Origin of the sequence: Synechococcus sp. N32 (assembly GCF_900473895.1) — a bacterium.
GTDB lineage: Bacteria > Cyanobacteriota > Cyanobacteriia > PCC-6307 > Cyanobiaceae > Parasynechococcus.
The window spans coordinates 301,630-326,809 of the sequence record NZ_UCND01000011.1 but is presented as its reverse complement, the minus strand read 5'-3'; the positions used below and the strand labels follow the sequence as shown (position 1 = coordinate 326,809).

Here is a 25,180-nt window from a genome sequence, read left to right as displayed (position 1 = left end):
ACTTCACCGCATACCGATCGCGTGATCGACGCCCGCAGTCACCACCCCATCCAGAACCGCTGGCGGGCCGCCATGCCCGTCTCGGCACCGGGGCCACTGCCCACGGTTGTTGAACAGTCCGGTCGCGGCGACCGCGCCTTCGACATCTACTCCCGCCTGCTGCGGGAGCGGATCATCTTCCTCGGCACCGGCGTGGATGACGCCGTCGCCGACGCCCTGGTGGCGCAGATGCTGTTCCTCGAAGCCGAGGATCCAGAGAAGGACATTCAGATCTACATCAACTCGCCGGGAGGGTCGGTCACCGCTGGTCTGGCGATCTACGACACCATGCAGCAGGTCGCCCCTGACGTGGTGACCATCTGCTACGGCCTCGCCGCCAGCATGGGTGCCTTTCTGCTCTCCGGAGGCACAAAGGGCAAGCGTCTTGCCTTGCCGAATGCCCGGATCATGATTCACCAACCCCTCGGTGGCGCCCAGGGGCAGGCGGTGGACATCGAGATCCAGGCTAAGGAAATCCTGTATCTCAAGGAAACCCTGAACGGGTTGATGGCAGACCACACCGGCCAGCCGCTCGACAAGATCTCGGAAGACACCGACCGCGACTACTTCCTTTCTCCAGCAGAAGCGGTTGAATACGGCCTGATCGATCGAGTGGTGGACAGTTCCGGGGACGGAGGAATCATTACGGAGGGCTGACAGACGCCCTTCCGTTCTCGATCCTGTGTGTTCAGGGAGACCCCATCGGTTGATTCCTGAGTTGTTCTCCTGCGTGGTGCCCAGCGTTCGATGGCCAAGTTCGACGCCCATCTGAAGTGTTCGTTCTGTGGGAAATCCCAGGACCAGGTGCGCAAGCTGATCGCCGGACCTGGCGTTTACATCTGCGACGAATGCATCGATCTCTGCAACGAGATCCTGGATGAAGAGCTGGTGGATGGGCAAGGCAACCCACGCCACAGCAATGAGCCGAGCCGAAAGGCCACCCCAGCCGCCCGTAAGAGCAGCAAGCCGGCCCCGACCCTGGCTTCTATTCCAAGGCCGCAGGACATCAAAAGCTTCTTGGATCAGCAGGTGGTCGGCCAGGACGCGGCCAAGAAGGTGATGTCTGTGGCGGTCTACAACCACTACAAACGTCTGGCCTGGCAGGGGGATGGCCAGGGTGAAACCGAGGAAACAGCAACCCGGCTGCACAAGAGCAACATCCTGCTGATCGGACCCACCGGCTGCGGCAAGACGCTGTTGGCCCAGACCCTGGCCGAAATGCTGGACGTGCCTTTCGCCGTGGCCGATGCCACCACCCTCACCGAAGCGGGCTACGTGGGTGAGGACGTGGAAAACATCCTGCTGCGGCTGCTGCAGAAGGCCGATATGGATGTGGACCAGGCCCAGCGGGGGATCATCTACATCGATGAAATCGACAAGATCGCCCGCAAGAGCGAGAACCCGTCGATCACAAGGGATGTATCGGGCGAAGGTGTCCAGCAGGCCCTGCTGAAAATGCTGGAGGGCACGGTCGCCAACGTGCCACCCCAGGGCGGGCGCAAGCACCCCTATCAGGACTGCATCCAAATCGACACCAGCCAGATCCTGTTCATCTGCGGTGGTGCCTTCGTCGGCCTGGACGACGTGGTGCAGAAACGCATGGGCCGCAATGCCATCGGCTTCATGCCCAGCGACGGCCGTGGACGCAGCCGCGCCAACCGCGACCTTCAAGCCGCCCAAGTGCTGCGGCACCTGGAGCCGGATGATCTGGTGCGCTACGGCCTGATCCCCGAATTCATCGGCCGGATGCCGGTGAGCGCCGTGCTCGAGCCCCTGGACGAAAGCGCCCTGCAATCGATCCTCACGGAGCCCCGCGATGCTCTGGTGAAGCAGTTCCGCACCCTGCTGAGCATGGACAACGTGCAACTGCAGTTCGCCGATGACGCCATCGAGGCGATTGCCCAGGAGGCTCACCGGCGCAAGACCGGTGCCCGCGCCCTGCGCGGCATCGTTGAGGAGCTGATGCTGGACCTGATGTACGACCTGCCATCGCAGACATCGGTGAAGGAGTTCACCGTCACCCGGGCGATGGTGGAGGAACACACCGGTGGCAAGGTGCTGCCCCTGCCTGGCACGGAACAACAAAAGACCGCCTGAAGTCTTGGCTGCCGCTGACCACCTGGAGGTGCCGCGGCAGCACGGCCTGTTCAACCACCACGGCATCGACCTCGGCGACGGAACCGTCGCTCACTATCTGGAAGGGCGTGAAATCCTGCGCAGCCCCTTGGGGGAGTTCAGCCAAGGGCAACCGTTGCGGGTGATCAACTACGTCGAAGAATCTCCGCAGGGTGTAACCCTGCGCCGGGCCATGGGGCGCCTGGGGGAACAGGACTACAACCTGCTGTTCAACAACTGCGAGCACTTCGCCACCTGGTGCAAAACCGGACGTCATCGCAGTGGCCAGGTGGACTCCGTGCTGGAGCGCGCCCGTCACTGGAGCGGGCTGATGCCTTCGGCGCTGATGCGGGGCCTGGAGCTCCTGGTGCAGCGGGGCCTGCTCGATGACGACGCCCGTGCCATGGCCAGGCGGGGTGTGGAGAAGCTGGAACGCCTGCGCCTCTCGCTGCTGCACAAGTTGGAGGGTCTGCTGGAACGGGCGGGAGAGGGAACCGATCGCCGGCTGTTGCTCACGGGCCAGAGCCTGGCCGATGAACTGGCCGCCGTCGAAGACCTGAAACAGCGGATTGATGCCCTGCTCCAGCAGCACCCCACCCTTCCAGGCTCCGAATCCTCTGAGTAATCTCCTCTCAACGCTCGCGGCGCATGAGTTCGGCCTACCAGCCGCTGCATCACAAATACCGGCCCCAGCGCTTTGATCAGCTGGTAGGGCAGGAGGCGATCGCCGCCACCCTGGGCCACGCCCTCACCAGCAACCGCATTGCCCCGGCCTATCTGTTCAGTGGCCCCCGCGGCACCGGCAAAACCTCCAGCGCCCGCATCCTGGCCCGCTCGCTCAATTGCCTGAACAGCGAAGGGCCCACCCCAGAACCCTGCGGCACCTGCGAGCTCTGCACCACAATCGCCGCCGGCACCGCCCTCGATGTGATCGAGATCGATGCGGCCTCCAACACCGGCGTCGACAACATCCGAGAGCTGATCGAACGCTCCCGCTTCGCACCGGTGCAGGCCCGCTGGAAGGTGTACGTGGTGGACGAGTGCCACATGCTCTCCACCGCAGCCTTCAACGCCCTGCTGAAAACCCTGGAGGAGCCGCCGCCGCAGGTGGTGTTCGTGCTCGCCACCACTGACCCGCAACGGGTGCTACCGACGATCCTGAGCCGTTGTCAACGCTTTGATTTCAGGCGCATTCCTCTGGATGCCCTCAACAATCATCTGAGCTGGATCGCCGAACAGGAAGCGATCGAAATCAAACCTGAGGCCATTCATGTGGTGGCCCAGCGGTCCCAGGGAGGCCTGCGGGATGCGGAAAGCCTGCTGGATCAGCTGAGCCTGCTGCCGCCGCCGATCGAAGCCGCTGCGGTGTGGGATCTGCTGGGGGCAGTCCCCGAACAGGAGCTGTTGGAACTGGTGGGGGCCATGAGCAGCGCCGAACCTGTGCAGCTGCTGGAGGCCACCCGAAACCTGCTGGACCGGGGCCGGGATCCCGGGGCCGTGCTGCAGGGTCTGGCCGGGATGCTGCGGGATCTGGTGCTGATGGCCGCCGCTCCAGACCGACTGGAACTCACCAGCGTGTCGCCCCAGTTCCGCGAGCAGCTGCCCGCCCTCGCCAAGACCATCGGCAGGGCCCGCTTGCTGCAATGGCAGGCACAACTGCGCGGCACCGAGCAACAACTGCGCCAAAGCGTGCAGCCGCGCCTGTGGCTGGAAGTGCTTCTTTTGGGGTTGCTGGCGGAACCGGTGTCAGCTCAGAGCGCAGCCGCAGCTCCGGCCCCAAGACAACCAGCAACAACGCAGCCGGCAGCAGCAAGCCCACCGACAACACCAGTCGCCCCTCCTGCTCCCACGGCTTCCGCAGCAGCACCTGCAGCAGCCTCAGCCCCAGCAATCGAGGCCCCCAGCCCAAAACCTGCCCCTGCGCCATCACCGGAACTGCCGGCGGTCTCCACCCCTGCACCTGCAGCCAGCACCAACCTGCCCGAGCTATGGCAACAGATCCTGGGCAGCCTCGAACTGCCCTCCACCCGAATGCTGCTGTCGCAGCAGGCCCAACTGGTGCGCCTTGATGCCAACCGTGCCGTTGTGCAGGTGGCAGGCAACTGGATGGGGATGGTGCAGAGCCGAGCATCCCTGCTGGAACAGGCCGTGGCCAAAGCGCTTGGAGGCTCGCGGCAGCTGGTGCTGGAGGCCAGCAACAGCGCCATGCCACCTCCGCTGGCAACAGCCCCGGTCACACCACCATCAATCACTCCACCAACCACAACCACCCCGATCGCTCCGGACATCACAACCACGCCGGTCGCAACCATGCCGGTCGGGACAGCCCCGGTCGCAACAGCCCCAGCAGCGGTCGAGCCCCCAACTCCGGCACCGGCCCCAACGCCGGCACCCTCAGCAACACCAGCGTCAGCTCCGGTGCCAGCGCCAGAACTGCCGCATACCCAAGCCAAACCAATGGACGCCAACCCGGCAGCTGCACCAGCAGAACCCAACCCTCAACCCAGTCCTCCCTCAGGCCTTGATCGTCAGGCCCGCAACCTGGCGGACTTCTTCAACGGTCAGGTGCTCGACGTTGACGACGTCAACTGAGTGAACGTCGATTCAACGACCCTCGCCCCGGTCATGCCGTTCAACAGGCAACAACCTCAGGCCTGAACCGGATGCTCCTGACCATGGCTGGTTTTGGCCCAGACCAAGCGTTTGGGGAGCAGTGACATCCGCAGCGTCACCCAGGGAATCACCACAAACCAGTGGCCGAGGTAGACGATCGCCACAAGGAGATTGGCCAGGCTCGCTGAGGGGATCTCCGGCCCTTCGCTTCCACCACGACAGCCGCGCCAGTAAGCCAGACCCGAAACGCTGAAGGCCACCACAGACAAGGGCCAGTAGACCGGCAGGCTTCGGGTGATCAGAGCCGTGCTCAGATCAGCAAAGGACACCACCGGCAGGGCGTACTGGAGCAGAAAAAAGGCCGTCAGATCCCAACGCTGGCGAAGACTGAGCTGGGCCGAGGTCAGCACCGGCCAGTAATCAAAGAAGCGCTGCAATCCGCCTTCCGCCCAGCGCTGCCGTTGTTTCCACAGGGCATAGAGACCAGGAACCGCCTCTTCCTGGACCGGAGGGTCCCACAACAATCCCAGCAAGGCCCCATGGGTCAGCAGGCGGAAGCTGAGATCCAGGTCATCGGTGACGGTGTCTTCGTTGAAACCACCACTGGACTCGAGCACGGAGCGCTTGATCAGCTGTCCGTTTCCCCGCAGTTCGGCCACGCCTCCATTGGCCAATCGGCCCGACTGGATCACCGCATCCAGAGCCATCTCCATCGCCTGGGATCGGGTCAACCAATTGCGATCGGCATCAATCACGGCCTTGCGCAGCTGCACCGCCGACCAGCCACCCTCCAGGGCGTAGGGAATAAGGCGCTCGAGCAAGTCGTCCTGCAACTGAGCATCCGCATCAAGCACCAGCAGCCACTCACCTTTGAGGCAGCCCAAAGCGGTGTTGAGCGCACCCGACTTGCCCCCACCGGCATTGCGCTGGCGATGGATCACGTTCAGCTCAGGGTGCTGGCTGGCCAGATCGTCCAGCAGCTCAGAGGTTCGATCAAGACTGCCGTCGTCGATCACCCAGGTGGTGAGCTGCCCGGACGGATAACGCAGTGAAGTGAGCCGCTCCACCAGACGCGGCACCACCGCCTCTTCGTCGCGGGCGGCCACCACCACATCCAGGCTGGGAAGCTTCGTCCGATCAATCTCCGGCACGGACACCGATGACCCACGCGTCAGCTGCCCGCGCATGACGGAACGGAGGCCATAGCCCCCAAGCATCAGGGCAAGACTGATGGCAGGCCAGAGCGAACGGGCGGAGTCCAGCCAGTGGGGAGCAGCACCAGCACATCCGCATGCGAACAGGAACGCTGCCGATTTCACCCGACGGTGATCACCCGATGTGGCGTTCGAGCTCATCCAGCTGCCCAGGTGGGAAGGACTTTAAGGGGACTGCACCAGTGTTGAGAGTGGGCCGTAGACAGTCCCTGGGTAGTAATGGCTCAGGATCCGCTCCACAGGCCAGCCACGCCAGGCCAGATCAATGGCTCCAGCCTGCGACAAACCAGCCCCATGGCCAAAGCCACCACCCACCACCAACCAGCGTTCAGTCCCCTGAGGCTCCAAGACGAACAGGGTGCTGGGCAGCGTGCGGAGGGTCCGGCGAATGGCATCCAACTTGAGGATGACCGGAGCGGCGTCGCTGCTGCCTGAGATCTGCAAGGCCAGCACCCTGCCGCTGGCGCCCCGCTCGAGCACCTTCAATTGCAAAGGCGAAACCAGCGGGTCTGCGGCTGCGCCAAGGGCCTGACGCAAGGTCGGACCCGAAAGGATTCGGGTCCAGCGGAAGCGGGGGTGCCGCTGGCCAAAGGCCCCGCTGCGATCCGCCAGCAGCGCCTGCACCGCCTGGCGCTGCTGCAGGGGCAAGGGATGACGGTTGCTCCAGCCCTCATCCCCATCCGGCTGCGCACGCAAATAAGTGGTGCTCTGCATGGCCCAGGCTTCCGGCCCGGCAGCCATCACCCCGCCATTGGTGGCGTGATACACGGCGCTGATCGGCTGATTGTTCAGGCTGAGCAACTTGCCCTGGGTGGCTGCAATCGCCTCGCGCACAGCGGCTCCCGCGTGGCGGGGATCGCTGTAGACCTGACACTGGGTGTCGCTGCAGAGGTGATAGCCATCAACGCTGAAGCGATGGCTGTTGGCTAGAGCCCAGGTGCGCGCCAGAACGGTCTGAGCCTGCAACGCCGCCATCGGTGAACCCGCACCGATCTCGTGGGGAACCACCCCCTCGAGGTAGCGCTCCACCGGCACCTGCTCCACAAGGGTCCAGCTGCCATAGGCATCCCTTTGCAAGCGGAAGGGCCCTTCAAAACGTCCACCAGCCCAGAGCAATCCATCCGAGGCTTCAATCAGAAGAGGTCCCTGCAGGGGGCGTCCCCCCTCCGGCGTCTGCAACACCGGTTCGACGGTGCTGGTGACGGTGCTTTGCCAATCACGCACAGCCAGACCGTCGGGCACACGCGAACTCTCCGGCGCCCACACCTCCCACTCCCTGGGATGGGCCACCTCAGCTGCAACCCCTAGAGCACGCCAACGGGAGGCAACACGATCCGCCGACTCGAAGCTGGCGAAGGGACCTGCAACCCGGCGAGCCAACGTCATCGGACGGGCCAGGGCAACGTTTCGCCAAGTGATCACGAAATCTGAACCACTGCCTTGCACCCCAGTGGCGTCGCGAAGGCTTAGCGATCCAGCAAAAGCCCGCAGATTCAAAGGAGCTGCTGTTTCAGCAGCACCGAGATGATCCTCCAAAGCCACCCAGAGCACCGGTTCATGGCCCTCAACCGGCGGTGGGTCAGCGACGGAACGGTGCGTCGCCCGCTGAACCGTTTCCACCACAGCAGGTTGGAGAGAATCGCTGTGCTCACGGGCGCGGCAGCCAAGACCCACGCAAAGCAGCAATGTGAGCGTCAAGAGCCGAATCATTCAACGGGGGCACGTCGGGACGTATTGTTGTCGTTTGTGTCCGAACGAGCAGACCAATGCCCAAGCTGAAGACCCGCAAAGCTGCCGCGAAGCGGTTCAAAGCAACCGGCACTGGCAAATTTCTGCGTCGTCGCGCTTTCCGGAACCACCTGCTGGACCACAAAACGCCCAAGCAGAAGCGGCATCTGGCCACCAAGGCCGTGGTGGACCGCACCGATGAGGAGCGCGTGACCCTGATGATGCCCTACGCCTGAGCTCAGCAGCTCAGACGAGACCGTTCAACAAGACCTGATCCAACCCTTCCAACCTCATGGCCCGCGTCAAGAGAGGCAACGTCGCCCGTAAACGCCGCAACAAGATCCTGCGACTGGCCCGTGGCTTCCGTGGTGGCAATGGAACCCTGTTCCGTACAGCAAACCAGCGGGTGATGAAAGCCCTCTGCAACGCCTACCGCGATCGTCGTCGTCGCAAGCGTGATTTCCGTCGCCTCTGGATTGCCCGCATCAACGCCGCTGCCCGCCTGAATGGTGTGAGCTACAGCCGTCTGATGGGCGGTCTCAAGAAGGCCGATGTTCGCCTGAACCGCAAGATGCTGGCTCAGCTGGCGGTCGTTGACCCCGGCAGCTTCACTAACGTCGTGGCTGCAGCCAAGAGCTGAATTTCCCAACTGTGAACCTGCTGCCCCAGACCTACCTGCTGGGCCTGGTCGGCCTGCTTGCCATCGTTGCGGTGGTGGTGGGCCGCCAGTTTTTGCGAGTGCGTCGCGATGAAGCACGCCTGATCGAGCTCGAGAAATCCGACACGGCCTCGTCACGACAGGCATCTGACCTTTACGAGCTCGGATCCGTTCAACTACGGAAAAGGCTGTATCCACAAGCAGCTGCCACCTTGAAGCAGGCCCTGAAACGCCTGAGTGGTGAGCCGGATGAAGCCCGTGCGGTGATCGAAAACGCGCTCGGCTTTGCCTTTGCCGCGCAAAAGGATTACTCCGGCGCCACCAAGCACTACAAGCTCGCCCTCAAGGCGAAAGCGGACTACCCCGTGGCAATCAACAACCTGGCTTTCGCCCAAGAAAAGTTGCTGAAGGACGCTGAAGCGATTTCCCTCTACGAGAAGACGCTTCAACTGGAACCCGACAACGCCACCGCAAAGAAAGGATTGAAAAAACTCAAGCGTCGGAACAGCTGAGTTCTTTCAGATGTTCTCAGAACCTCAAAAGATTGGGGTCACCAGAGCGGCTGAACCGGAGGTTCCTCCTGGCAGCTTGCGGTCATCGCCAAGCGTCCACCTACTCCCGTGCTGGGGTCGGCCACGTTGATCAATCGAGACGCCTGCCAGCTGGTGGGACTGAACATTTGCAGTCCAAGGAAGACGCCGCCAGGCTCAATCCCCGCAATCAGAGGATCCGCCAAGGGGATGAGGTCCAGCTGATCCGACTTGGCATGGACATTGCCTTGAACCGGTGTGGTGACGGAACCAAGGGTCATCGTGCCCCGGAGATCCACCATCTGGCCCATCGCCGTCATTTGGGTGATGTCCAACGTGACATCGACGGTGGGATTGCCATCAAAAGGCTCAAATGTGCCGCACCATTGACGGGGCAGCGATACCGCCAGCTCTGCAGCGCGTGCAACTGGGTCAAAGCTCTCCACTGAGCCTTGATCAATCTCCATAGGCACCGCCAACTGAATCGGATCCAGAGGCAACTGGGGATTGGTCTGGAACGACACCTGGCTGCCAGCCGGGAGATCCATGGCAAGCAGGAACGGCATGGAAGACGATGGATGATGAAAGAAAGGTAGGCCCTTTTGCTCAGACGCGTCATGGATTCGCCCTCCCCCAACTCCGACCCCCTGACCATTGGCGGGCGGCAGTTCAACAGCCGTCTATTCACGGGCACCGGCAAATATCCATCCATGACATCGATGCAGCAGAGCATTGAGCGATCCGGCTGCGACATGGTCACAGTGGCTGTGCGCCGGGTGCAGACCGTGGCGGCAGGCCACGAGGGCCTGATGGAAGCCATTGATTGGAAACGGATCTGGATGCTGCCCAACACCGCGGGCTGCATCAATGCGGAGGAAGCTGTGCGTGTCGCCAGGCTTGGGCGGGAGCTCGCCAAGCTGGCGGGACAGGAGGACAACACCTTCGTAAAGCTGGAGGTGATTCCTGACGCCCGGCATCTTCTGCCCGATCCGATCGGCACCCTGAACGCCGCAGAACAACTGGTGAAGGAAGGGTTCACAGTTCTGCCTTACATCAATGCAGATCCGCTGCTGGCCAAACGGCTGGAGGAGGTCGGATGCGCCACGGTGATGCCTCTGGGCTCTCCGATCGGCTCGGGTCAGGGACTCAACAATGCCGCCAACATCGGTTTAATCATCGAAAACGCCGGGGTTCCAGTGGTGGTGGATGCCGGCATTGGTGTTCCAAGCGAGGCGGCACAGGCCCTCGAAATGGGCGCCGATGCCGTGCTGGTCAACAGCGCCATAGCCCTAGCGGGCGACCCCGCCGCCATGGCCGAGGCCATGGGCCAGGCGGTGATGGCCGGGCGGACCGCCCACCTCTCCGGGCGCTTGCCGCGGAGGGATCAGGCCTCTGCCAGCTCACCGACCACGGGCCTGGTGCAGTCACCCCAATGAAGTGAAGAGACATGAAGTGAGGTGAAGCCTGCTTCACAAAGGCAGGCAATGAGCATTTGGACTCATAAGGTCCGACCAGTCGCATTGGACCCATGTCGGTCACCACTGAAGACGGCGGTCGTCTCAACGCCTTCGCCAAGGAGCCACGCATGGAGGTGATGGACGTCGCCACCAGCCAGAGCCGCAACCGCAGCTCAATGATGATGCTGGTGAGCGGTGGATTGATCGTGGCCGCGATGGTGGCGGTGACCGTCGCCATCAGCTGAGACGGCTCACACTGAAAATCCCTGTAGTAGCTTGCCAAGACTGAGCATTACGCTCGTTCCAGCAGGAGTTTGGGGTGAAAGTTCTCGTTCTCGGCGGTGACGGCTTCTGCGGCTGGCCCTGTGCGGTGAACCTGGCGGATCAGGGCCACGACGTTCTGATCGTGGACAACCTCAGCCGTCGCAAGATCGACATCGACCTTGAAGTTGAGTCGCTGACGCCGATCGTGAGCATCGGTGAGCGCCTCAAAGCTTGGGAGGAAACCGGCGGCAAGCCGATGCGGTTTGTCCACATGGACATCGCCCATGAGTACCAGCGGTTGCTGGATCTGCTTCGGGACGAGCGCCCCGATTCCGTGGTCCACTTCGCGGAACAGCGGGCCGCCCCCTATTCGATGAAGAGCAGCGCCACCAAGCGCTACACCGTCGATAACAACGTCAACGGCACCCACAACCTGCTGGCGGCCATCGTTGAAAGCGGTCAGGACATCCACGTGGTGCACCTCGGCACCATGGGCGTCTACGGCTATGGCTCCCACCGCGGCGCCACCATCCCTGAGGGCTACCTCAAGGTGGAAGTGCCCCAGCCCGACGGCAGCCGCTTTGAGGAGGAAATCCTCCACCCGGCAAGCCCCGGCAGCGTTTATCACATGACGAAGACGCTCGATCAGCTGCTCTTCCTCTACTACAACAAAAACGACAAGGTCCGCATCACTGACCTGCACCAGGGCATTGTCTGGGGAACCAACACCGATGCCACCGACCGTGACCCGCGGCTCACCAATCGCTTCGATTACGACGGCGATTACGGCACGGTGCTGAACCGCTTCCTAATGCAAGCCGCCATTGGCTATCCGCTCACCGTTCATGGAACCGGGGGCCAGACCCGCGCCTTCATCCATATCCGCGATTCCGTGCGCTGCGTCCAGCTGGCGCTGGAGAACCCTCCGGAACAAGGGGAGCGGGTGAAGATCTTCAACCAGATGACCGAAAGTCATCAGGTGGGTGAACTGGCCAAGAAGGTGGCCGCCCTCACCGGCGCTCAGGTCAACAACCTGCCCAACCCCCGCAATGAGGCTGTTGAAAACGATCTGATCGTGGATAACCGCTGCTTCATCGAGCTGGGCCTCAACCCCACCACCCTCGATGACGGCCTGCTGAAGGAAGTGGTGGAGATCGCCACCCGCTACGCCGACCGTTGCGACCGCAACCGCATCCTCTGCACCTCCGCCTGGACCAAAACCCAAGCCCAGGCCATCGGCACCGCGTCCTGATCGAACTTCATCCTTGAAAGTCGCCTTCTTCACCGAAACCTTCCTGCCGAAGGTCGATGGCATCGTCACCCGTCTGACCAAGACGGTGAAGCATCTAGTGGACGCCGGCGATGAAGTGGTGGTCTTCTGCCCGGAGGGCTGTCCAGATGAGTACATGGGAGCACGCCTGATCGGTGTTCCGGCAATGCCCCTGCCGCTCTATCCCGAGCTCAAACTGGCCTTGCCTCGCCCGGCGGTGTCAGAAGCGATCGATGCGTTTCAACCCGATCTGATCCACGTTGTGAACCCGGCGGTGCTGGGTCTTGGCGGCATCTGGCTCGCAAAAAACAAAGGCATCCCCCTGGTCGCGAGTTATCACACCCACCTGCCCAAGTACCTCGAGCACTACGGCTTGGGAATGCTGGAGCCCCTGCTTTGGGAAATGCTCAAGGCCGCCCACAACCAGGCCCTGCTGAATCTGTGCACCTCCACCGCCATGGTGAAGGAGCTCAGCGACAAAGGCATTCAGCACACTGATCTTTGGCAGCGGGGTGTGGACACAGAGTTGTTCCGTCCCGAGCTGCGCAGCGCGGAATTGCGCCAGCGGCTTCTCGGGGGCCATGACGACCGTGGAGCCCTGCTGCTCTACGTCGGCCGCCTCTCGGCGGAGAAGCAGATCGAACGGATCCGCCCCGTGCTAGAGGCCCTTCCCGATGCACGACTAGCCCTGGTGGGCGATGGTCCCCACCGCCAACAACTGGAGAAGCACTTCGAGGGAACAGCCACCACCTTCGTCGGCTACCTCGCCGGGGACGACCTGGCAGGGGCCTACGCAAGCGGCGATGCCTTCCTCTTCCCCTCCAGCACCGAGACGCTGGGGCTGGTGCTGCTGGAAGCCATGGCAGCCGGCTGTCCAGTGGTCGGCGCCAACCGTGGCGGCATCCCCGACATCATCACCGACGGCGTCAACGGCTGCCTCTACGAACCCGACGGCGCCGATGGTGGCGCTGCAAGCCTGATCGAAGCCACCCGCCGCCTGCTGGGCAACGACCTGGAACGCCAGGTCCTGCGAACTGCTGCCCGCGCCGAAGCCGAGCGCTGGGGCTGGGCAGGCGCCACCGAACAACTGCGCACCTACTACCGCACGGTGCTGTCAGCGCCTCAACTCACGGCCGCCTAGCGCTGCCGAGTGCGCTCCCACTCCGCCAGCACCTTCTTGGCCATGGGCAGAGCGTGAACCGATCCCCCTCCAGGAGTGTTCTGGGCGAAGGCCACTACAACGATCTTGCCGTCGGGATAGGGGGCATAGCAGCCGAACCAGGCGTGATCAGGCCCTCCCGTGCTGTCTTCAGCCGTTCCGGTTTTGCCCGCCGCAGCAGGAATGCCAGGGCCATTGAGTCCGGCACCGGTTCCGGCCTCCACCACTTTGCGCAGGCCCTCCCGGATCGTCTGCAACGTTGATGGCTTCATCGCCACCTTGGTGCGGTGCTCCGGACTCAGCCAGTCGATGTCGCCGGCGGCGAGATGGGGCGTTACCAACCAACCACCATTGGCGAACACCGCATAGGCGCGGGCGAGCTGCAGAGGAGTGATCTGCACAACGGACTGACCGATGGAGGCACTGGCCATGTCTTCAGGGATCCAGGGCACCGTGCCAGGCTCCGCCCAACCCCGGCCACGATCGGCCCAGGGCTCATCTCCCACCAGCCCGACGCTCTCCTCCCAGCCGATCTCAATGCCGGTTTTCTGCTGGAACCCAAGCTGATCAGCAGCCTGCTTCAACGCCAGGGATCCAACCCCGACGCCCACCTGATAGAAGAACGTGTTACTCGAGTGGCGCAGGGCATCGGCATAACCAATGGTGCCGAAACCTTTGCCGTTGTGATCCGGAAAGCAATGGCCGCCGTAGGGGATGCAGGCCTTGGTATGGAGCATGGTGTCGGGCGGGAATTGGCCCGACTCCATGCCGGCCATCGCCGTCACCGGCTTCCAGGTGCTGCCGGGGTCATAGGGATTCATGGCCCGGGACAACAACGGCTTCTTCGGATTGGAAAAGAGGGCGTCGTACTCCTTCTGAGTGGTGATCAGCTTGGAGAAGAAGTTCGGATCAAAGCTGGGACGGCTGGCCAGAGCCAACACGGCACCCGTTGCGGCCTCCAGCGCCACAACGGCACCACCAGGCTTGTCGGCCAGCGCCTGCTCCGCCACCCGCTGCAGATCCAGATCGAGGGTGAGAACAAGATCCTTTCCTGCTTGAGACGGTCGATCGCCCAGGTTGCGCTGCACCTCGCCCATGGCATTCACCTCGAGCATCTGGCCGCCCCACTTCCCACGCAGATGGCGCTCGTAGGCCGCCTCAACACCGGTACGACCAATGCGGTCGCGGATCTTGTAGCCCTTCTCCGCCAGCACTTCGAATTCGCTTTCCGTGATCGGCTGGGTGTAGCCGAGGGCATGGGCCGCCAGGGTTCCGTTGGGATAGGAGCGCAGGATGTCGACATCCACCTGGGCGCCCCGCAACCCCAGGGCCTGTTCCCGGAAGCGCAGCACCTGTTCCGGCTTGAGATCGAGGGCCAACGTGGTGCGGTAACCATCCCGATCCAGGCCCTTCTGCCGGCGCTGGTCGAGCAGATCAGGCTTCAGGCTTAGCAGCCATGCCAAGCGATCCCGCAGATCAGGCCAGTCGTCATCGCTGACCAGGCGCGGCTCAAGGTACAGCGAATAAGTGAGTTTGCTGGTGGCCAGCACCCGGCCTTTGCGATCAAGCAACCGACCACGAATGGGCGAGCGAGGCACAAGACGGATGCGGTTTTCGTCTGCCAGTTCGCGAAAACGGGCCCCCTCCAGCAGCTGCATCCAGACCAGGCGACCAACCATGGCGCTGCAGAACAGCAACACCAGCATCAGCAGCACCAGGGGTTGCTGACGCAGACCGGTCTGACGCTGCTGGACAGAACGGGTCATTCCTGTTGCGGCTCTGGCAAACGGCGGCGCAACTCCTCGAGGCGCTTTTCGATCCGCCGCAAAGTCGGCAGCAAATCGTCGGGGCCGTCCTGTTCAACCGTTGCCGGTTCATCAACAGAAACCGAGACAGGCATCACCGGATTGCCCAGCCCGGGGCTCACGGCATCCAGCTGGTCTCGGACGCCCCGCGCCACGGGCTCCCCTTCCTGACGCAAATCAGCGATGGGGTCCTCCGAGCCGGCCGTGAACGCCTCCACCACCTTGCCGGGACCCCCCTGCCGGGCCCGCTCCATCACGGCCAGCCCCACAGGCAGCACGTCCTGCATCAAGGAGAGACGCAACTGGTCGAGCGGGTTATCGGAGTTGGAATCAGCGGCCATGGGGCCAGATCAACGAACCCCAGTCTGTCCCGAAGGAAGCGCCAATGTCGGACAAGCCGAACGGTCCGCCGCCAGGGACCAGCCCATCACCCCACTCAGCACCATCAGCATCACCACAGGCACAAGGGCTTTCTGGGTGGTGTCCAGCAGGATCCACTCTCGCCAGGCACGCCAGAAGCGGCTGCGCTCAAAGCGGCGGTGCTCACGGCTTTCGTCGCGCTGACGCCGCCGGATCGCCTTGTCCACCCAGCGCTCGAAGGCCCGCTTCTTGGTGATCGTCATCTTGCGTTCCACCTCGAGCATCTGCCCGGAACCCAGCTCGGGATGGAAGGTGCTGATCAGCTCCAGGCTCTTGAGGAACATCTCCACAGCGCCATCGTGAACGGCGGTGGCGTGATCATCCAGCTGGCCCCAGTCGAGTTCGGGGTAAAAACGGCTGCGGTTGGCCGTGATCTGATCCTCCGTCAGCTGACCGGGCTCCCGCAGCCAGCGATCGGTATTGCTGTCGAACCGCCGCCAATAGAGGAAAGGGTTCAGATAGATCGTGCGGCCACCCAGCTGAATGCTGTCCTGCTGCAGCCGTCGCTGCAGCTGAACATCCTGCTGTTGTGTCGCCGTCATATCCCAAAGGCCGGTGGCCCAAGGTATCGGTGATGCAGGGCCGTCGCCAGCCGTGATTCAGTCTGCGGCCTGCGCAGAACGTGCGCCGGCATGGGGCAACACCTTGCCGCGGATTCGGTAGCCGCGACGCCTGAGAAAACGGCAGAGCGCGGCCTGCTCCGAGGGCACGCTGATGTCGAACTCAAAGAAATTGCTACGTCCGGCGAAATAGCGCTTCAGATCAAGGTCATGGCGCTGCCAGGCCTCCTGCCAGTGCTGGCGCAGGTCCTCCAAGGTCAACGAAGGATCGTCATAGGCCCGACGCATCCGATCCAGATAGGCGCGGGCGTACTTGCCCTTGCGGTGGTTCATGCGTGAGTCCACCCAGCGGCTCACGTCGCGCGTGTTGTAGACGAAGCAGGAGCCTGGGTACTGCAGGTCCAACAAAGGAAACAGCCGGTAGGCGTAGAACTCACCACAGAGCTCCATGTCCGTGTAGCCGCAATAGCCATCCACACCATCCAGCAGCGGCTTGGAGAAGGTGAAGTTGGCCTGAATCCGACGGGCCAAGCGCCCCTTGTCGTAGTGGATCGAGCTATAGCCGTTCTTGCGCAATAGCTTGTGGAACGACCGCGTGCCGCACTTGTTGTGGCCAATCAAAAAAATGCGGCCCGGTTTGGGCCGCAACCAATCCCATGCCATCACTCCCACTCGATCGTGCCGGGGGGCTTGCTGGTGATATCGAGCACCACCCGGTTCACCCCCTTCACCTCATTCACGATCCGATTGGAGATGGTCTCCATCAGGTCGAAGGGAAGACGGGACCAATCGGCGGTCATGCCGTCCTCACTGGACACACAACGCAGCACGATCGGCCAGGCATAGGTGCGTTTGTCCCCCATCACCCCAACCGAACGCACGGGCAGCAGCACGGCAAAGGCCTGCCAGATGTCGTGATACAGCCCTGCTTCCTTGATTTCCTGGCGAACGATCAGGTCGGCATCACGCAGGCAGTCCAGCTTCTCGTCCGTGACTTCACCCAAGATGCGGATGGCCAGACCAGGCCCCGGGAAGGGATGACGGCGCACGATCTCCTCGGGCAGGCCGAGGCTGCGGCCCACCTTGCGCACTTCATCCTTGAACAGCTTGCGCAGGGGCTCCACCAGCTTGAACTGCAGGTCTTTGGGAAGTCCGCCCACGTTGTGGTGGCTCTTGATCTTCACGGCAACCCGCTCGCCCGTCTTGGGGTCCACGTTGGTGCCGGCGCTTTCGATCACGTCGGGATAGAGCGTGCCCTGGGCCAGGTAATCGAAGGGTCCTAGCCGCTTGCTCTCCTCTTCGAACACACGGATGAACTCGGTGCCGATGATCTTGCGCTTTTCCTCCGGATCGGTGATGCCCTTCAGCTTGCCGATGAACCGCTGGCGGGCATTGATGTACTCCACATGGATGTTGAACTTCCGATCGAAGAAGTCCATGAGAAACTCGGGCTCACCCTTCCGCATGAAGCCCTGGTCGATGAACATGCAGGTGAGCTGATCACCAATCGCCTTTTTGAGCAGGAAGGCAAGGGTGGATGAATCCACCCCACCGGAGAGAGCCAACAGGACGCGCTTGTCGCCCACCTGCTCCCGCACCAGGCCAACGGCCTCATCAATGAAGGCCGCGGTGGTCCAATCCGGATCACAACCGCAAACGTGATACACGAAATTGCGAATCAGAGCCATGCCGCAGGTGGAATGCACCACCTCGGGGTGGAATTGCACCCCGTAGAGCTTGCGTTGCAGGTGCGCCACCGCCGCCTCCGGCGTGTTGGCGGTGTGGGCCAGGCGCACAAACCCATCGGGCAGAGCCTTCACTGAGTCGCCATGGCTCATCCACATCGTCGAACCGTTGTCGACATTGGTGAGCAGGTCCGTGGGGTCGTCCACTTCCAGGGGCGCCTTGCCGTACTCGGCCTTGCCCGTGGCGGCTTCCACAACGCCCCCGAGCTGCTGCACCATCAGCTGCATCCCGTAGCAAACCCCCAGCACGGGAATGCCCAGATCCCAGATGCCGGGATCGCAGAGCGGCGCATGTTCGGCATACACGGAACTTGGGCCACCGCTGAGGATGATTCCCTTCGGAGCCATGCGTCGCAGCTCCTCGGCCGACGTGCTGTAACCGAGCACCACCGAGAAGACCTCGGTCTCGCGCACGCGCCGGGCGATCAGCTCCGAATACTGGGAGCCGAAATCAAGGATGACGATGGCCGGCTGACGCTGACCGTCGGACGAGGGCTGGGACATCGATCCTGGGAGGTATCGCTCGCGGACGAGCGTCAATCCCTCAATGTAAAGAAGCGCTTCTCCCCCTCCGGTCCCCACCAGCGCAGGGTGCGGCTTCGGTCGAACAGGGCAGCACCAATCCGCATCGACCAGGCGCCGTAGCGATCCACATAGGACTGGCTGCGCCGCTCCACGATCGCGGCCAGATGCTGCCCGAGGGTCGTGGCTTGATCGGCCTCCAGTGCCTGAAAAGCATCCTCAACGGATGCAGCACCCCGCAGTTGCAGCAACTGGGCCACTGACAGACCGGCATCAAGGCCCAGGGCCACAAGCACCTCCAGACGGCCATCGGCCAGGTGGTGATGGGTGTGAAAGATGCCGCCGGCCAGCTTGATCAATTTGCCGTGGTAACCGAGCAGCAGCAGATCGCGAACACCGGCCTCGGCCGCCGCCACCAGCACGGGCCCCACCCAGTTCCCCACCTTCAGCACGGGCTCCAGACCCTGCTGGCGGGCCAGATCCAAGCCGTTCTCACCGATCACCAGAACGAGGCGTCCCTGAAACGCCGCATCCGCAGCGAGCGCCCTCAGGTCTGCCAACACCTGCTGCAGTTGATCCGGTGCGGCGCTGCGCTGCACCTCCGCCTGGGTACCGATCAAGGCCAGACCATCAACAACACCGAAAGCGGCATTGCTGGTGCGTTCGGCCAGGACGCGGCCCCTCGGAAGAATCGGCTGCACCAGCAAGCCCCGACCCGGCGGCAGCAGGGGCAACAAATTCCGCTCCAACAGCCCACGGGCAAAACCGGAGAGGCAAACGTCCCCCTCAGCGCCAAAACGACCCACCCCTTCTCCGGCCTGCAGCTCGAGCACCGGCTGGGATGCAGCGATCCAGGCCACCCGCACCCAGACCTCAAGATCCCGCGTCAGATCAAGGCCAGGCCCTGGATCACAACGGCTGATGCCCAGGGCCTCTCCTGGGGCCAGAGGAGCCGCTGAGCAGACCGGCACCTGCAGAGACGGTTGATCTGAGCCCTGACTCAACTGCTGCTCAGGCTCAAACGGCTCACCAAGCAACACCTGCAGGGCCGCCTTGGCCGCCGCCGCCACCCACACCGGCAGGGTCAATCCAGAACTGGAGGGGGCGATGGAACTGGACAAGCTGTTTTCTAGAGTCGCCGATTGGCATCCCCCGCGCCATGCAGGACAAGCTCACCCTGATGATTCCGGGCCCCACCCCGGTGCCGGAAACGGTGCTGAAGGCCATGGGTCGTCACCCCATCGGCCACCGCAGCGGGGAGTTCCAGGCCATCGTGCGGCGCACCACCGAACAGCTCAAGTGGCTGCACCAGACGACAAGCGACGTGCTGGTGATCACCGGCAGCGGAACCGCCGCCATGGAAGCGGGGATCATCAACACCCTCAGCCGCGGCGACAAGGTGCTGTGCGGTGACAACGGCAAGTTCGGCGAACGCTGGGTCAAGGTGGCCCGCGCCTACGGACTCGATGTTGAGGTGATCAAGGCGGAGTGGGGCCAACCCCTCGATCCAGAGGCCTTCCGCTCAGCGTTGGAAGCCGACAGCGCTAAAGCGATCAAGGCCGTGATCCTCACCCACTCGGAAACCTCGACAGGGGTGATCAATGACCTGGAGAGCATTGCCCGTCACGTGAAGGCCCACGGCACGGCCTTGACCCTGGCGGACTGCGTCACCAGCCTTGGCGCCACCAACGTCCCGATGGATGAGTGGGGACTGGATGTGGTGGCATCAGGCGCTCAGAAGGGCTACATGCTTCCACCGGGCCTGAGTTTTGTGGCCATGAGTGCACGGGCCTGGGAGGCCTATGAACGCTCCGATCTGCCCAAGTTCTATCTGGATCTGGGCCCTTACCGGAAAACAGCGGCGAAGGACAGCAACCCCTTCACCCCGGCCGTGAACCTCTATTTCGGGCTGGAGGCTGCTCTGGACATGATGCAGAGGGAAGGCCTGGAGGCGATTTTTGCCCGCCACGCCCGCCATCGCGCCGCCGCCCAGGCAGGCATGAAGGCAATAGGTCTGCCCCTGTTTGCTGCCGAGGGTTGCGGCAGCCCGGCCATCACCGCAGTGGCCCCTGAAGGCATCGATGCCGAACAGTTGCGCAAAGCCGTGAAGGAGAAGTTCGACATTCTTCTGGCTGGCGGACAAGACCACCTGAAAGGTCAGGTGTTCCGCATCGGCCATCTCGGCTACGTCTGCGACCGGGATGTTCTGACCGCCGTCGCTGCGATCGAATCCACCCTTCAGTCCCTTGGTCTGCACAAAGGCAGCATGGGAGCAGGGGTTGCTGCAGCCTCCGCTGCTCTTAGCTAAAACACAGGTGGCGAGAGCGATCTCGCCCCTTTGCGGGTGTAATTCAGTGGTAGAATGTCAGCTTCCCAAGCTGAACGTCGCCGGTTCGAGTCCGGTCACCCGCTTGAACACATTTCAAATACTCATCAAGAACGAGGCTTGATGAGCTGGAGAACCTGAGGCCCGGCAGATCCAGCACGGCGTTCGTGTCCCAGGGCCTGCAAAATCAACGAGCCTGCTTCATTGATGCGGCCATCTTCTGCACAGTGGCGGGCCTTGATAAACAAAGCCTGAGCTGCTGATTCATGGTCCTGACGTTGTTGAGCAGCCGCCTCTGATTGTTTTGATTTCGTGAGCGTCAGGGTCACCGTTCGAATTCTCTTGTCTACAAAAGAGTAGCTCTAATTGATATTTAGACCATCCCACACGCGATCCACCCGATTGCCGATCAACCCCGTCGATCACTTGGATTTAGTCAGGTACCCGGTTCCTCTGCATTGCCCCCCAGATCGGCAATTCGGTCACGCAGCTGCGAGCAACGGCGCTGATCACCTTTGGCTTCAGCGAGGGCAAGCGCGAATTCCAGCTTCTCGAGCTGATGACCACCTTCAAGGAAACCTGACCGGGTCCAGATGGTCATGCCATGCAAGGTGCGAGAGGCACAAGCATTGGAGGCAGGGATGGTGGTCGCCATAGTTGCCTTTCTTTTTATTTTGGCACCGCACGCCACCCCTACGCGACGTCGCGGCCCGCTTCTGTTTCGGCCTCCTGACCCCAGGCATGGTTCTGGGAGGACTCCTCAGCCATTTCAGGCTCTGGCATCGGAGCTGTGCTCTCCAGCAGCTCCCGCGTTTCCCGCAGCAGAGCTTCTACGCCCTCGAGAGTGGAGATCTCTTCGTCTGGAACAGCATTCAGATTCTGCTGCTGATGGCGCATTTGGAGCTCGAGCGCTTCCTGACGCTGTTCCAGTTTCACCAAGCGCTGCGACAGAGCCGTGATGGTTTGAGCGAGATCTTCCGCTGTGCGGGTGATCCGAAAGGACACGGAGGACGTCATCACCGAAAGCTGATGGTTCCGCTGATGACAACACAGGAGCGCCGCTGTCTCAAGATCAAGCTGACATGACGCGATCGAGACCGATGCCTTCCTTGGCAACTCTGGCGCTGTACCTGCTGGCTGGAACCGCCATCGGACTGCTGGCTCTGTTCAGCGGCATTCCCGCCGCACCTCTGGCGGGAGCCTTGCTGGGTGCTGGCATCGTCAGCATGAGCGGCCAGCTGGAACCAGCCACATGGCCAGCGGGAACGCGCACGGTTCTGGAAATCGGCATCGGCACCGTGATCGGAACTGGCCTAACGCGAGCGTCCTTGGAGCAACTGCAACTTCTCTGGAAACCAGCGGTTCTGATCACCCTGGCGCTGGTGCTGACAGGACTGGTCGTCGGCCTCTGGACCAGCCGCTTGCTCGGCATTGATCCCGTTGTGGCCTTGCTTGGCGCTGCCCCGGGTGGCATCAGTGGCATGAGCCTGGTCGGTGCCGAATTCGGCGTCGGTGCCGCGGTGGCCGCCCTCCATGCCGTGCGGCTGATCACCGTGCTGCTGGTGCTGCCGTTGGTGGTGCGGCTGATCGTCCCCTCGACAGCTGGAAGCTGATCGATACCTTGGGACCATTCCATAACTGACGTCATGGGTCCCATCAGGTCATCGCTGGTTCTCTCCGCCGCGGCCCTGATCGGCGCTCTCAGCACCATGACCTCCCCCCTGCAAGCGGCCGAAGCCACCGAAGAGAAGGGGGCCAAGATCTATTGCTTCATGCGGTCCAGCGGCAACGACCACGAGGTGAGCTGGAATGCCGCCTACGCCGTGATCAAGCGGCAGCGCAGCGGCGTGTTCAAAACATCCCCGGAGCATGCCTCGGTGATGATTACGGAAGCCGTCGTCCAGGACCCCGGCAATTTCCCCGACTGTGGCCAGTTCCTTGGTGATCTGTTCGGCGGAAACACTCAACCAGCCACCGCTGCCGCCCTTGCAAACTCCTCATCCGACTCCGAAAGCAGCATCGAGAGCAGCGACGACACCACGCGCTACAGCTACTGAGCCCTCAGGGCTTCTGGGGCTGATGCTTCTGGCTGCCGTGTTGGTGGCTGGCTGCCAGAGCAAGCAACCCGCGACGTCTGCCAACACACCGACGCCGCTCGTCTCCAGTTGCCTCAGCGGGTTCCGCATGGATGACCTTGAGCTGATGGTCAAACGCTGTGATGAGGCCATCGAGCAGGCACCGGATCAGGCCGATCTGCATCGCGACCGCGCCCTTGTCTTGACCCTGCTTGGCGATCAAGCCAAAGCCTGCGACGACGTCGCAACGGCAGTGTCGTTGCTGAAGCGGTCAAGCCAGCCGGTCGACCCGATGTTGCAGCACGAACTCCAGGTGCGTCAGAGCAGCTGCAAACAATCCCGCACCATGGCGGGGAGTGATTGACGTTGCAGCGACAAGCGCCGGGGCCCCAGCAACACCTCGATCCGTTCCGCCTTGCTCGCCAACAAACCATCCACCAGCTGGTCGGCTGCGCCGAGTTGCAGCCAATGGCAGGTCAGGCCATCTCCCATTCCCAGACGATGACAGCGGTCTTCGGCTTGGTCGAGATCGCCTGGCGTCCAAGGGCGTTCCAGCAACACCACATGACGGGCCCGGTGCAGGGTGAAACCAAGGGCACCGGTGCCGAAGGTGGCCAACAGACAATCGTTCTGACCCTGCTGAAACCGATCCACACTCTCCTGGCGTTCAGCAGGGAGCTGGCGACCGGTTAACAACTCGCCGCCAAGAGTTTGCTGCAACAGCTGCAATGGAGCCACAAAGCCACTGAACAGAACCACAGCCTCGCCTTGCCGGCGCAGTGACTCCACCAACTGCCGGGCCGCCGGCAATTTGAATTCCGCAGCGATCTGGCGCATGGAGGTGAGCAGAGCCAAGTGCTCGGCATCCCGTCGCACCTCTCCGAGCTGAACCCGACGCCGGTAGTCATCCAGCACCAGCTCGAGACGATGGTCGAAACCTGTGAGCTCAGCCTCCGACAGCTCCACGGGGTGAAGCCGCCGCTGCTTGGGAGGAAGGTCTACCACCTGCTGCTTGCGGCGATGCAGGATCAACGGTCGAGTCAAGCGCCGCAGCTCCTCCAGCTGGCTGGCGCCGGACGCCTGCCAGCGTTTACCGGTTCGACCCTCCCGCCAGTGCCCCTGGCAATACCGCTCTTCGAACTGGCGTTGATCCCGAGCAATCGGATGATCCATCGCCGCCAGCAGGGGATACAGCTGGGACGGGCGACCGTTCTTCATCGGGGTTCCCGTGAGCATCCAGATCGCCCGCAGACGGGGATGACGGGCCAGACGCAGCAAAGCGGCCGTGCGCTGCGCCTGAAGCGACTGGGCGTAGTGCGCTTCATCCACCACCAGGAGCGTTCCCGCTGGTGGCAGGGTGTCGGGAAGCCGAGCCCAGCTCGCCAACTCAAGCTCAACCCCGAGAGCCTCTGATTCCCGGCGCCAGTGGGGATGCAGGCCAACGGGAGCCACCACCAGCAACCGCAGCTCAGCGCAGCGCATCAGAGCACGAGCCGCCAACAGAGCTGTAAGGGTCTTCCCCAGCCCCATCTCATCGGCCAGAACGGCACCGCGACGAGCCAGGAGCCAGCGGACCCCGGAGCGTTGATGGCGCAGAGGCCGACGACCATCCTGCAGGACTTCGTCGAGATCCGCTGCAGCAACAAGGGTCCTATGCGGTGGCAGCGGCGGCAGCGGCTGCTGACACCAGTCGAGCCACTGCTGGAGTGCGGAGGTGACAGGAAAACGACGCCCCAGGGCCTGCTGAAGCGCATCGGCTGCAGCCAAGGGGAAATCCCACCCCTGGCCAGCGCCGTTCCAACGCCCGCGGGGCTTGATCCGACGTAATTGGGACTGGGTCACCGCATCAAACGGGCTGACCACCCGAATCAGTCCCGCTGGAGAGAGGTCCAGGCAACAGGTCAATGTGGGTTTTGGCGGCACCAACAGGCCCCCACAAACAATCACTTTAGTGAACCCAGATCAGCGCGCAAGCATTGAGATCAAGATTCACATCACAGGCTGAAAAATTATCGAAAATGCAGCGCTCGACACATTGACGGGCTTTTAGTTCAAGGCAGAATTCCCTCAACCGATGCATTCGGATGCATAGCAGGGACGCGGTTTTTCTCGACGAACTCTGTCCCAAATTGCGCGTTCGAAGATGGCGACAGTCTCTTCACACTTTTACCGGTAAAAGTTGCATTTATTGCGGCAAACCTTCCGAATCAATTGATCACATTCACCCCCAGGCCAAAGGAGGTTCAAGCGTTACTGAAAACTGCGTGCCGGCCTGCTTGTCTTGCAATGGCCGCAAATCCGACGCCGACGTTTTCGACTGGTACCGGCGACAGCGCTTCTATGACCCACGCCGCGCTATGGCGATCCGGGCCTGGATGGATGGCGACCTGCGCCTCGCCGTCCGTCTGCTGCAGTGGGCCCAACCGGATCACCCCATCAACGAGCCGGACGACATCTCAATCGCAGCTCAGGCCGCCTGAGGCTCACCAAACCCGGCAGACATCCGAGGAGTGATGACGCTGGCAGATGGAGGCCTGAACGCCTGGGTCTTCAGGGGCCAGCACCACAGCACCGGCGAGCAGGGCAGCCGTCAGGATGGCCCGGAGCACGATAGGCCCGGAGCGGGAACGATGGAGAGACGACGACGTCACGACAGTACATTTGATCTAATACAGGTGTA

General features: G+C 62.6%; 30 protein-coding genes and 1 tRNA gene. 17 read left to right on the top strand and 14 right to left on the bottom strand.

What is annotated here, in order from left to right; translation table 11 throughout:
* Positions 1-21 precede the first annotated feature (21 nt).
* From clpP to DXY35_RS05295, 4 genes are all read left to right on the top strand, one after another.
* The gene (clpP, locus tag DXY35_RS05310) at positions 22-696 is read left to right on the top strand and encodes an ATP-dependent Clp endopeptidase proteolytic subunit ClpP (protein ID WP_038551825.1); all 675 of its coding nucleotides are present in this window, start codon (positions 22-24) and stop codon (positions 694-696) included.
* Between the two features lie 90 nt (positions 697-786).
* A complete protein-coding gene (clpX, locus tag DXY35_RS05305; protein WP_115081424.1) occupies positions 787-2,136 on the top strand; it encodes an ATP-dependent protease ATP-binding subunit ClpX in 1,350 nt (449 codons plus the stop codon).
* A gap of 4 nt (positions 2,137-2,140) precedes the next feature.
* Positions 2,141-2,779: a lecithin retinol acyltransferase family protein gene (locus tag DXY35_RS05300; protein WP_115081423.1), complete on the top strand. Its 639-nt coding sequence runs from the start codon at positions 2,141-2,143 to the stop codon at positions 2,777-2,779.
* A 23-nt stretch (positions 2,780-2,802) separates the two neighbouring features.
* A complete protein-coding gene (locus DXY35_RS05295; RefSeq protein ID WP_115081422.1) occupies positions 2,803-4,746 on the top strand; it encodes a DNA polymerase III subunit gamma/tau in 1,944 nt (647 codons plus the stop codon).
* A 56-nt stretch (positions 4,747-4,802) separates the two neighbouring features.
* Here the strand turns inward: DXY35_RS05295 and DXY35_RS05290 are convergent, their stop codons facing one another.
* Positions 4,803-6,122 carry a glycosyltransferase family 2 protein gene (locus DXY35_RS05290; protein ID WP_115081421.1) on the bottom strand — a complete coding sequence of 440 codons (1,320 nt, stop codon included), beginning with the start codon at positions 6,120-6,122 and terminating at the stop codon, positions 4,803-4,805.
* Between the two features lie 24 nt (positions 6,123-6,146).
* On the bottom strand, positions 6,147-7,691 hold the full coding sequence (locus DXY35_RS05285) for a SpoIID/LytB domain-containing protein (RefSeq protein ID WP_115081420.1): 1,545 nt from the start codon (positions 7,689-7,691) through the stop codon (positions 6,147-6,149).
* Positions 7,692-7,747: 56 nt separating this feature from the next.
* Here DXY35_RS05285 and rpmI point away from each other — a divergent pair, with 56 nt between their 5' ends.
* Genes rpmI through DXY35_RS05270 form a run of 3 tightly spaced genes read left to right on the top strand, consistent with a single transcriptional unit; the run spans position 7,748 to position 8,879 of the window.
* Entirely contained in the window at positions 7,748-7,945 is a 198-nt protein-coding gene (rpmI, locus tag DXY35_RS05280; RefSeq protein WP_006852081.1) for a 50S ribosomal protein L35, read from the top strand.
* 56 nt (positions 7,946-8,001) lie between these two features.
* Positions 8,002-8,349: a 50S ribosomal protein L20 gene (rplT, locus tag DXY35_RS05275; RefSeq protein WP_011363098.1), complete on the top strand. Its 348-nt coding sequence runs from the start codon at positions 8,002-8,004 to the stop codon at positions 8,347-8,349.
* A gap of 11 nt (positions 8,350-8,360) precedes the next feature.
* A complete protein-coding gene (locus tag DXY35_RS05270) occupies positions 8,361-8,879 on the top strand; it encodes a hypothetical protein (protein ID WP_115081419.1) in 519 nt (172 codons plus the stop codon).
* 38 nt (positions 8,880-8,917) lie between these two features.
* On the opposite strand, the gene DXY35_RS05265 is transcribed toward DXY35_RS05270, so the two are convergent.
* Positions 8,918-9,463, bottom strand: a complete 546-nt coding sequence (locus tag DXY35_RS05265; RefSeq protein ID WP_115081418.1) for a hypothetical protein — start codon at positions 9,461-9,463, stop codon at positions 8,918-8,920.
* A gap of 51 nt (positions 9,464-9,514) precedes the next feature.
* On the opposite strand from DXY35_RS05265, the gene DXY35_RS05260 reads away from it, so the two are divergent.
* The 4 genes from DXY35_RS05260 to DXY35_RS05245 all read left to right on the top strand — a co-directional run bounded on the left by DXY35_RS05260 (position 9,515) and on the right by DXY35_RS05245 (position 13,029).
* Positions 9,515-10,333, top strand: a complete 819-nt coding sequence (locus DXY35_RS05260; protein WP_115081417.1) for a thiazole synthase — start codon at positions 9,515-9,517, stop codon at positions 10,331-10,333.
* Between the two features lie 92 nt (positions 10,334-10,425).
* Positions 10,426-10,599 (top strand): photosystem II assembly protein Psb34, encoded by a 174-nt coding sequence (psb34, locus tag DXY35_RS05255; RefSeq protein ID WP_114988853.1) that lies wholly within the window; start codon positions 10,426-10,428, stop codon positions 10,597-10,599.
* Positions 10,600-10,673: 74 nt separating this feature from the next.
* Positions 10,674-11,870, top strand: coding sequence for an NAD-dependent epimerase/dehydratase family protein (locus tag DXY35_RS05250; RefSeq protein WP_115009693.1), 1,197 nt, complete (start codon positions 10,674-10,676; stop codon positions 11,868-11,870).
* A 13-nt stretch (positions 11,871-11,883) separates the two neighbouring features.
* The gene (locus DXY35_RS05245) at positions 11,884-13,029 is read left to right on the top strand and encodes a glycosyltransferase family 1 protein (RefSeq protein ID WP_115081416.1); all 1,146 of its coding nucleotides are present in this window, start codon (positions 11,884-11,886) and stop codon (positions 13,027-13,029) included.
* Here DXY35_RS05245 and mrdA read toward each other — a convergent pair.
* Genes mrdA through cbiD form a run of 6 tightly spaced genes read right to left on the bottom strand, consistent with a single transcriptional unit; the run spans position 13,026 to position 19,220 of the window.
* Entirely contained in the window at positions 13,026-14,813 is a 1,788-nt protein-coding gene (gene mrdA, locus DXY35_RS05240) for a penicillin-binding protein 2 (protein WP_115081415.1), read from the bottom strand. The two genes, DXY35_RS05245 and mrdA, sit on opposite strands and share 4 nt — an antisense overlap.
* A complete protein-coding gene (locus DXY35_RS05235; protein ID WP_115081414.1) occupies positions 14,810-15,193 on the bottom strand; it encodes a hypothetical protein in 384 nt (127 codons plus the stop codon). The genes mrdA and DXY35_RS05235 overlap by 4 nt, the downstream gene beginning before the upstream one ends.
* Before the next feature lie 9 nt (positions 15,194-15,202).
* On the bottom strand, positions 15,203-15,814 hold the full coding sequence (locus DXY35_RS05230) for a hypothetical protein (RefSeq protein WP_115081413.1): 612 nt from the start codon (positions 15,812-15,814) through the stop codon (positions 15,203-15,205).
* A gap of 57 nt (positions 15,815-15,871) precedes the next feature.
* Positions 15,872-16,495, bottom strand: coding sequence for a sulfotransferase (locus DXY35_RS05225; protein WP_115081412.1), 624 nt, complete (start codon positions 16,493-16,495; stop codon positions 15,872-15,874).
* Positions 16,495-18,081 carry a glutamine-hydrolyzing GMP synthase gene (guaA, locus tag DXY35_RS05220; protein WP_115081411.1) on the bottom strand — a complete coding sequence of 529 codons (1,587 nt, stop codon included), beginning with the start codon at positions 18,079-18,081 and terminating at the stop codon, positions 16,495-16,497. Before guaA ends, DXY35_RS05225 begins: the two co-directional genes overlap by 1 nt.
* A gap of 32 nt (positions 18,082-18,113) precedes the next feature.
* Positions 18,114-19,220: a cobalt-precorrin-5B (C(1))-methyltransferase CbiD gene (cbiD, locus tag DXY35_RS05215; RefSeq protein ID WP_115081410.1), complete on the bottom strand. Its 1,107-nt coding sequence runs from the start codon at positions 19,218-19,220 to the stop codon at positions 18,114-18,116.
* Between the two features lie 38 nt (positions 19,221-19,258).
* Here cbiD and DXY35_RS05210 point away from each other — a divergent pair, with 38 nt between their 5' ends.
* Both DXY35_RS05210 and DXY35_RS05205 read left to right on the top strand, forming a co-directional pair.
* Positions 19,259-20,407: an alanine--glyoxylate aminotransferase family protein gene (locus DXY35_RS05210; RefSeq protein WP_115081409.1), complete on the top strand. Its 1,149-nt coding sequence runs from the start codon at positions 19,259-19,261 to the stop codon at positions 20,405-20,407.
* Positions 20,408-20,439: 32 nt separating this feature from the next.
* A tRNA-Gly gene (locus DXY35_RS05205) sits at positions 20,440-20,511 on the top strand.
* 21 nt (positions 20,512-20,532) lie between these two features.
* Here the strand turns inward: DXY35_RS05205 and DXY35_RS05200 are convergent.
* From DXY35_RS05200 to DXY35_RS05190, 3 genes are all read right to left on the bottom strand, one after another.
* Positions 20,533-20,754, bottom strand: a complete 222-nt coding sequence (locus DXY35_RS05200; RefSeq protein WP_115081408.1) for a hypothetical protein — start codon at positions 20,752-20,754, stop codon at positions 20,533-20,535.
* A 107-nt stretch (positions 20,755-20,861) separates the two neighbouring features.
* Positions 20,862-21,080: a hypothetical protein gene (locus DXY35_RS12640; RefSeq protein ID WP_038551887.1), complete on the bottom strand. Its 219-nt coding sequence runs from the start codon at positions 21,078-21,080 to the stop codon at positions 20,862-20,864.
* A gap of 38 nt (positions 21,081-21,118) precedes the next feature.
* Positions 21,119-21,442, bottom strand: coding sequence for a chemotaxis protein (locus tag DXY35_RS05190; RefSeq protein WP_115081407.1), 324 nt, complete (start codon positions 21,440-21,442; stop codon positions 21,119-21,121).
* 65 nt (positions 21,443-21,507) lie between these two features.
* Here DXY35_RS05190 and DXY35_RS05185 point away from each other — a divergent pair, with 65 nt between their 5' ends.
* Genes DXY35_RS05185 through DXY35_RS05175 form a run of 3 tightly spaced genes read left to right on the top strand, consistent with a single transcriptional unit; the run spans position 21,508 to position 22,864 of the window.
* On the top strand, positions 21,508-22,038 hold the full coding sequence (locus DXY35_RS05185) for an AbrB family transcriptional regulator (RefSeq protein ID WP_256359514.1): 531 nt from the start codon (positions 21,508-21,510) through the stop codon (positions 22,036-22,038).
* Positions 22,039-22,071: 33 nt separating this feature from the next.
* Positions 22,072-22,482 carry a DUF6554 family protein gene (locus DXY35_RS05180; protein WP_115081406.1) on the top strand — a complete coding sequence of 137 codons (411 nt, stop codon included), beginning with the start codon at positions 22,072-22,074 and terminating at the stop codon, positions 22,480-22,482.
* A 22-nt stretch (positions 22,483-22,504) separates the two neighbouring features.
* Positions 22,505-22,864, top strand: coding sequence for a hypothetical protein (locus tag DXY35_RS05175; RefSeq protein WP_244272925.1), 360 nt, complete (start codon positions 22,505-22,507; stop codon positions 22,862-22,864).
* Here the strand turns inward: DXY35_RS05175 and DXY35_RS05170 are convergent.
* Positions 22,819-24,369, bottom strand: a complete 1,551-nt coding sequence (locus DXY35_RS05170; protein ID WP_244272972.1) for a DEAD/DEAH box helicase — start codon at positions 24,367-24,369, stop codon at positions 22,819-22,821. The two genes, DXY35_RS05175 and DXY35_RS05170, sit on opposite strands and share 46 nt — an antisense overlap.
* A gap of 215 nt (positions 24,370-24,584) precedes the next feature.
* On the opposite strand from DXY35_RS05170, the gene DXY35_RS05165 reads away from it, so the two are divergent.
* The gene (locus DXY35_RS05165) at positions 24,585-24,980 is read left to right on the top strand and encodes an HNH endonuclease (protein WP_115081405.1); all 396 of its coding nucleotides are present in this window, start codon (positions 24,585-24,587) and stop codon (positions 24,978-24,980) included.
* A 3-nt stretch (positions 24,981-24,983) separates the two neighbouring features.
* Here the strand turns inward: DXY35_RS05165 and DXY35_RS13180 are convergent, their stop codons facing one another.
* Positions 24,984-25,109, bottom strand: a complete 126-nt coding sequence (locus DXY35_RS13180; protein WP_256359513.1) for a hypothetical protein — start codon at positions 25,107-25,109, stop codon at positions 24,984-24,986.
* Positions 25,110-25,180: the final 71 nt, after the last annotated feature.

Excerpts from the sequence above, each read along its gene's own strand:
- clpX (WP_115081424.1), top strand. The coding sequence starts at position 787 with ATGGCCAAGTTCGACGCCCATCTGAAGTGTTCGTTCTGTGGGAAATCC.
- DXY35_RS05295 (WP_115081422.1), top strand. The coding sequence starts at position 2,803 with ATGAGTTCGGCCTACCAGCCGCTGCATCACAAATACCGGCCCCAGCGC.
- DXY35_RS05290 (WP_115081421.1), bottom strand. The coding sequence starts at position 6,122 with ATGAGCTCGAACGCCACATCGGGTGATCACCGTCGGGTGAAATCGGCA.
- DXY35_RS05285 (WP_115081420.1), bottom strand. The coding sequence starts at position 7,691 with ATGATTCGGCTCTTGACGCTCACATTGCTGCTTTGCGTGGGTCTTGGC.
- rpmI (WP_006852081.1), top strand. The coding sequence starts at position 7,748 with ATGCCCAAGCTGAAGACCCGCAAAGCTGCCGCGAAGCGGTTCAAAGCA.
- rplT (WP_011363098.1), top strand. The coding sequence starts at position 8,002 with ATGGCCCGCGTCAAGAGAGGCAACGTCGCCCGTAAACGCCGCAACAAG.
- DXY35_RS05265 (WP_115081418.1), bottom strand. The coding sequence starts at position 9,463 with ATGCCGTTCCTGCTTGCCATGGATCTCCCGGCTGGCAGCCAGGTGTCG.
- DXY35_RS05260 (WP_115081417.1), top strand. The coding sequence starts at position 9,515 with ATGGATTCGCCCTCCCCCAACTCCGACCCCCTGACCATTGGCGGGCGG.
- psb34 (WP_114988853.1), top strand. The coding sequence starts at position 10,426 with ATGTCGGTCACCACTGAAGACGGCGGTCGTCTCAACGCCTTCGCCAAG.
- mrdA (WP_115081415.1), bottom strand. The coding sequence starts at position 14,813 with ATGACCCGTTCTGTCCAGCAGCGTCAGACCGGTCTGCGTCAGCAACCC.
- DXY35_RS05235 (WP_115081414.1), bottom strand. The coding sequence starts at position 15,193 with ATGGCCGCTGATTCCAACTCCGATAACCCGCTCGACCAGTTGCGTCTC.
- DXY35_RS05230 (WP_115081413.1), bottom strand. The coding sequence starts at position 15,814 with ATGACGGCGACACAACAGCAGGATGTTCAGCTGCAGCGACGGCTGCAG.
- DXY35_RS05225 (WP_115081412.1), bottom strand. The coding sequence starts at position 16,495 with ATGGCATGGGATTGGTTGCGGCCCAAACCGGGCCGCATTTTTTTGATT.
- guaA (WP_115081411.1), bottom strand. The coding sequence starts at position 18,081 with ATGTCCCAGCCCTCGTCCGACGGTCAGCGTCAGCCGGCCATCGTCATC.
- DXY35_RS05210 (WP_115081409.1), top strand. The coding sequence starts at position 19,259 with ATGCAGGACAAGCTCACCCTGATGATTCCGGGCCCCACCCCGGTGCCG.
- DXY35_RS12640 (WP_038551887.1), bottom strand. The coding sequence starts at position 21,080 with ATGGCGACCACCATCCCTGCCTCCAATGCTTGTGCCTCTCGCACCTTG.
- DXY35_RS05190 (WP_115081407.1), bottom strand. The coding sequence starts at position 21,442 with ATGACGTCCTCCGTGTCCTTTCGGATCACCCGCACAGCGGAAGATCTC.
- DXY35_RS05185 (WP_256359514.1), top strand. The coding sequence starts at position 21,508 with ATGACGCGATCGAGACCGATGCCTTCCTTGGCAACTCTGGCGCTGTAC.
- DXY35_RS05180 (WP_115081406.1), top strand. The coding sequence starts at position 22,072 with ATGGGTCCCATCAGGTCATCGCTGGTTCTCTCCGCCGCGGCCCTGATC.
- DXY35_RS05175 (WP_244272925.1), top strand. The coding sequence starts at position 22,505 with ATGCTTCTGGCTGCCGTGTTGGTGGCTGGCTGCCAGAGCAAGCAACCC.
- DXY35_RS05165 (WP_115081405.1), top strand. The coding sequence starts at position 24,585 with ATGCATAGCAGGGACGCGGTTTTTCTCGACGAACTCTGTCCCAAATTG.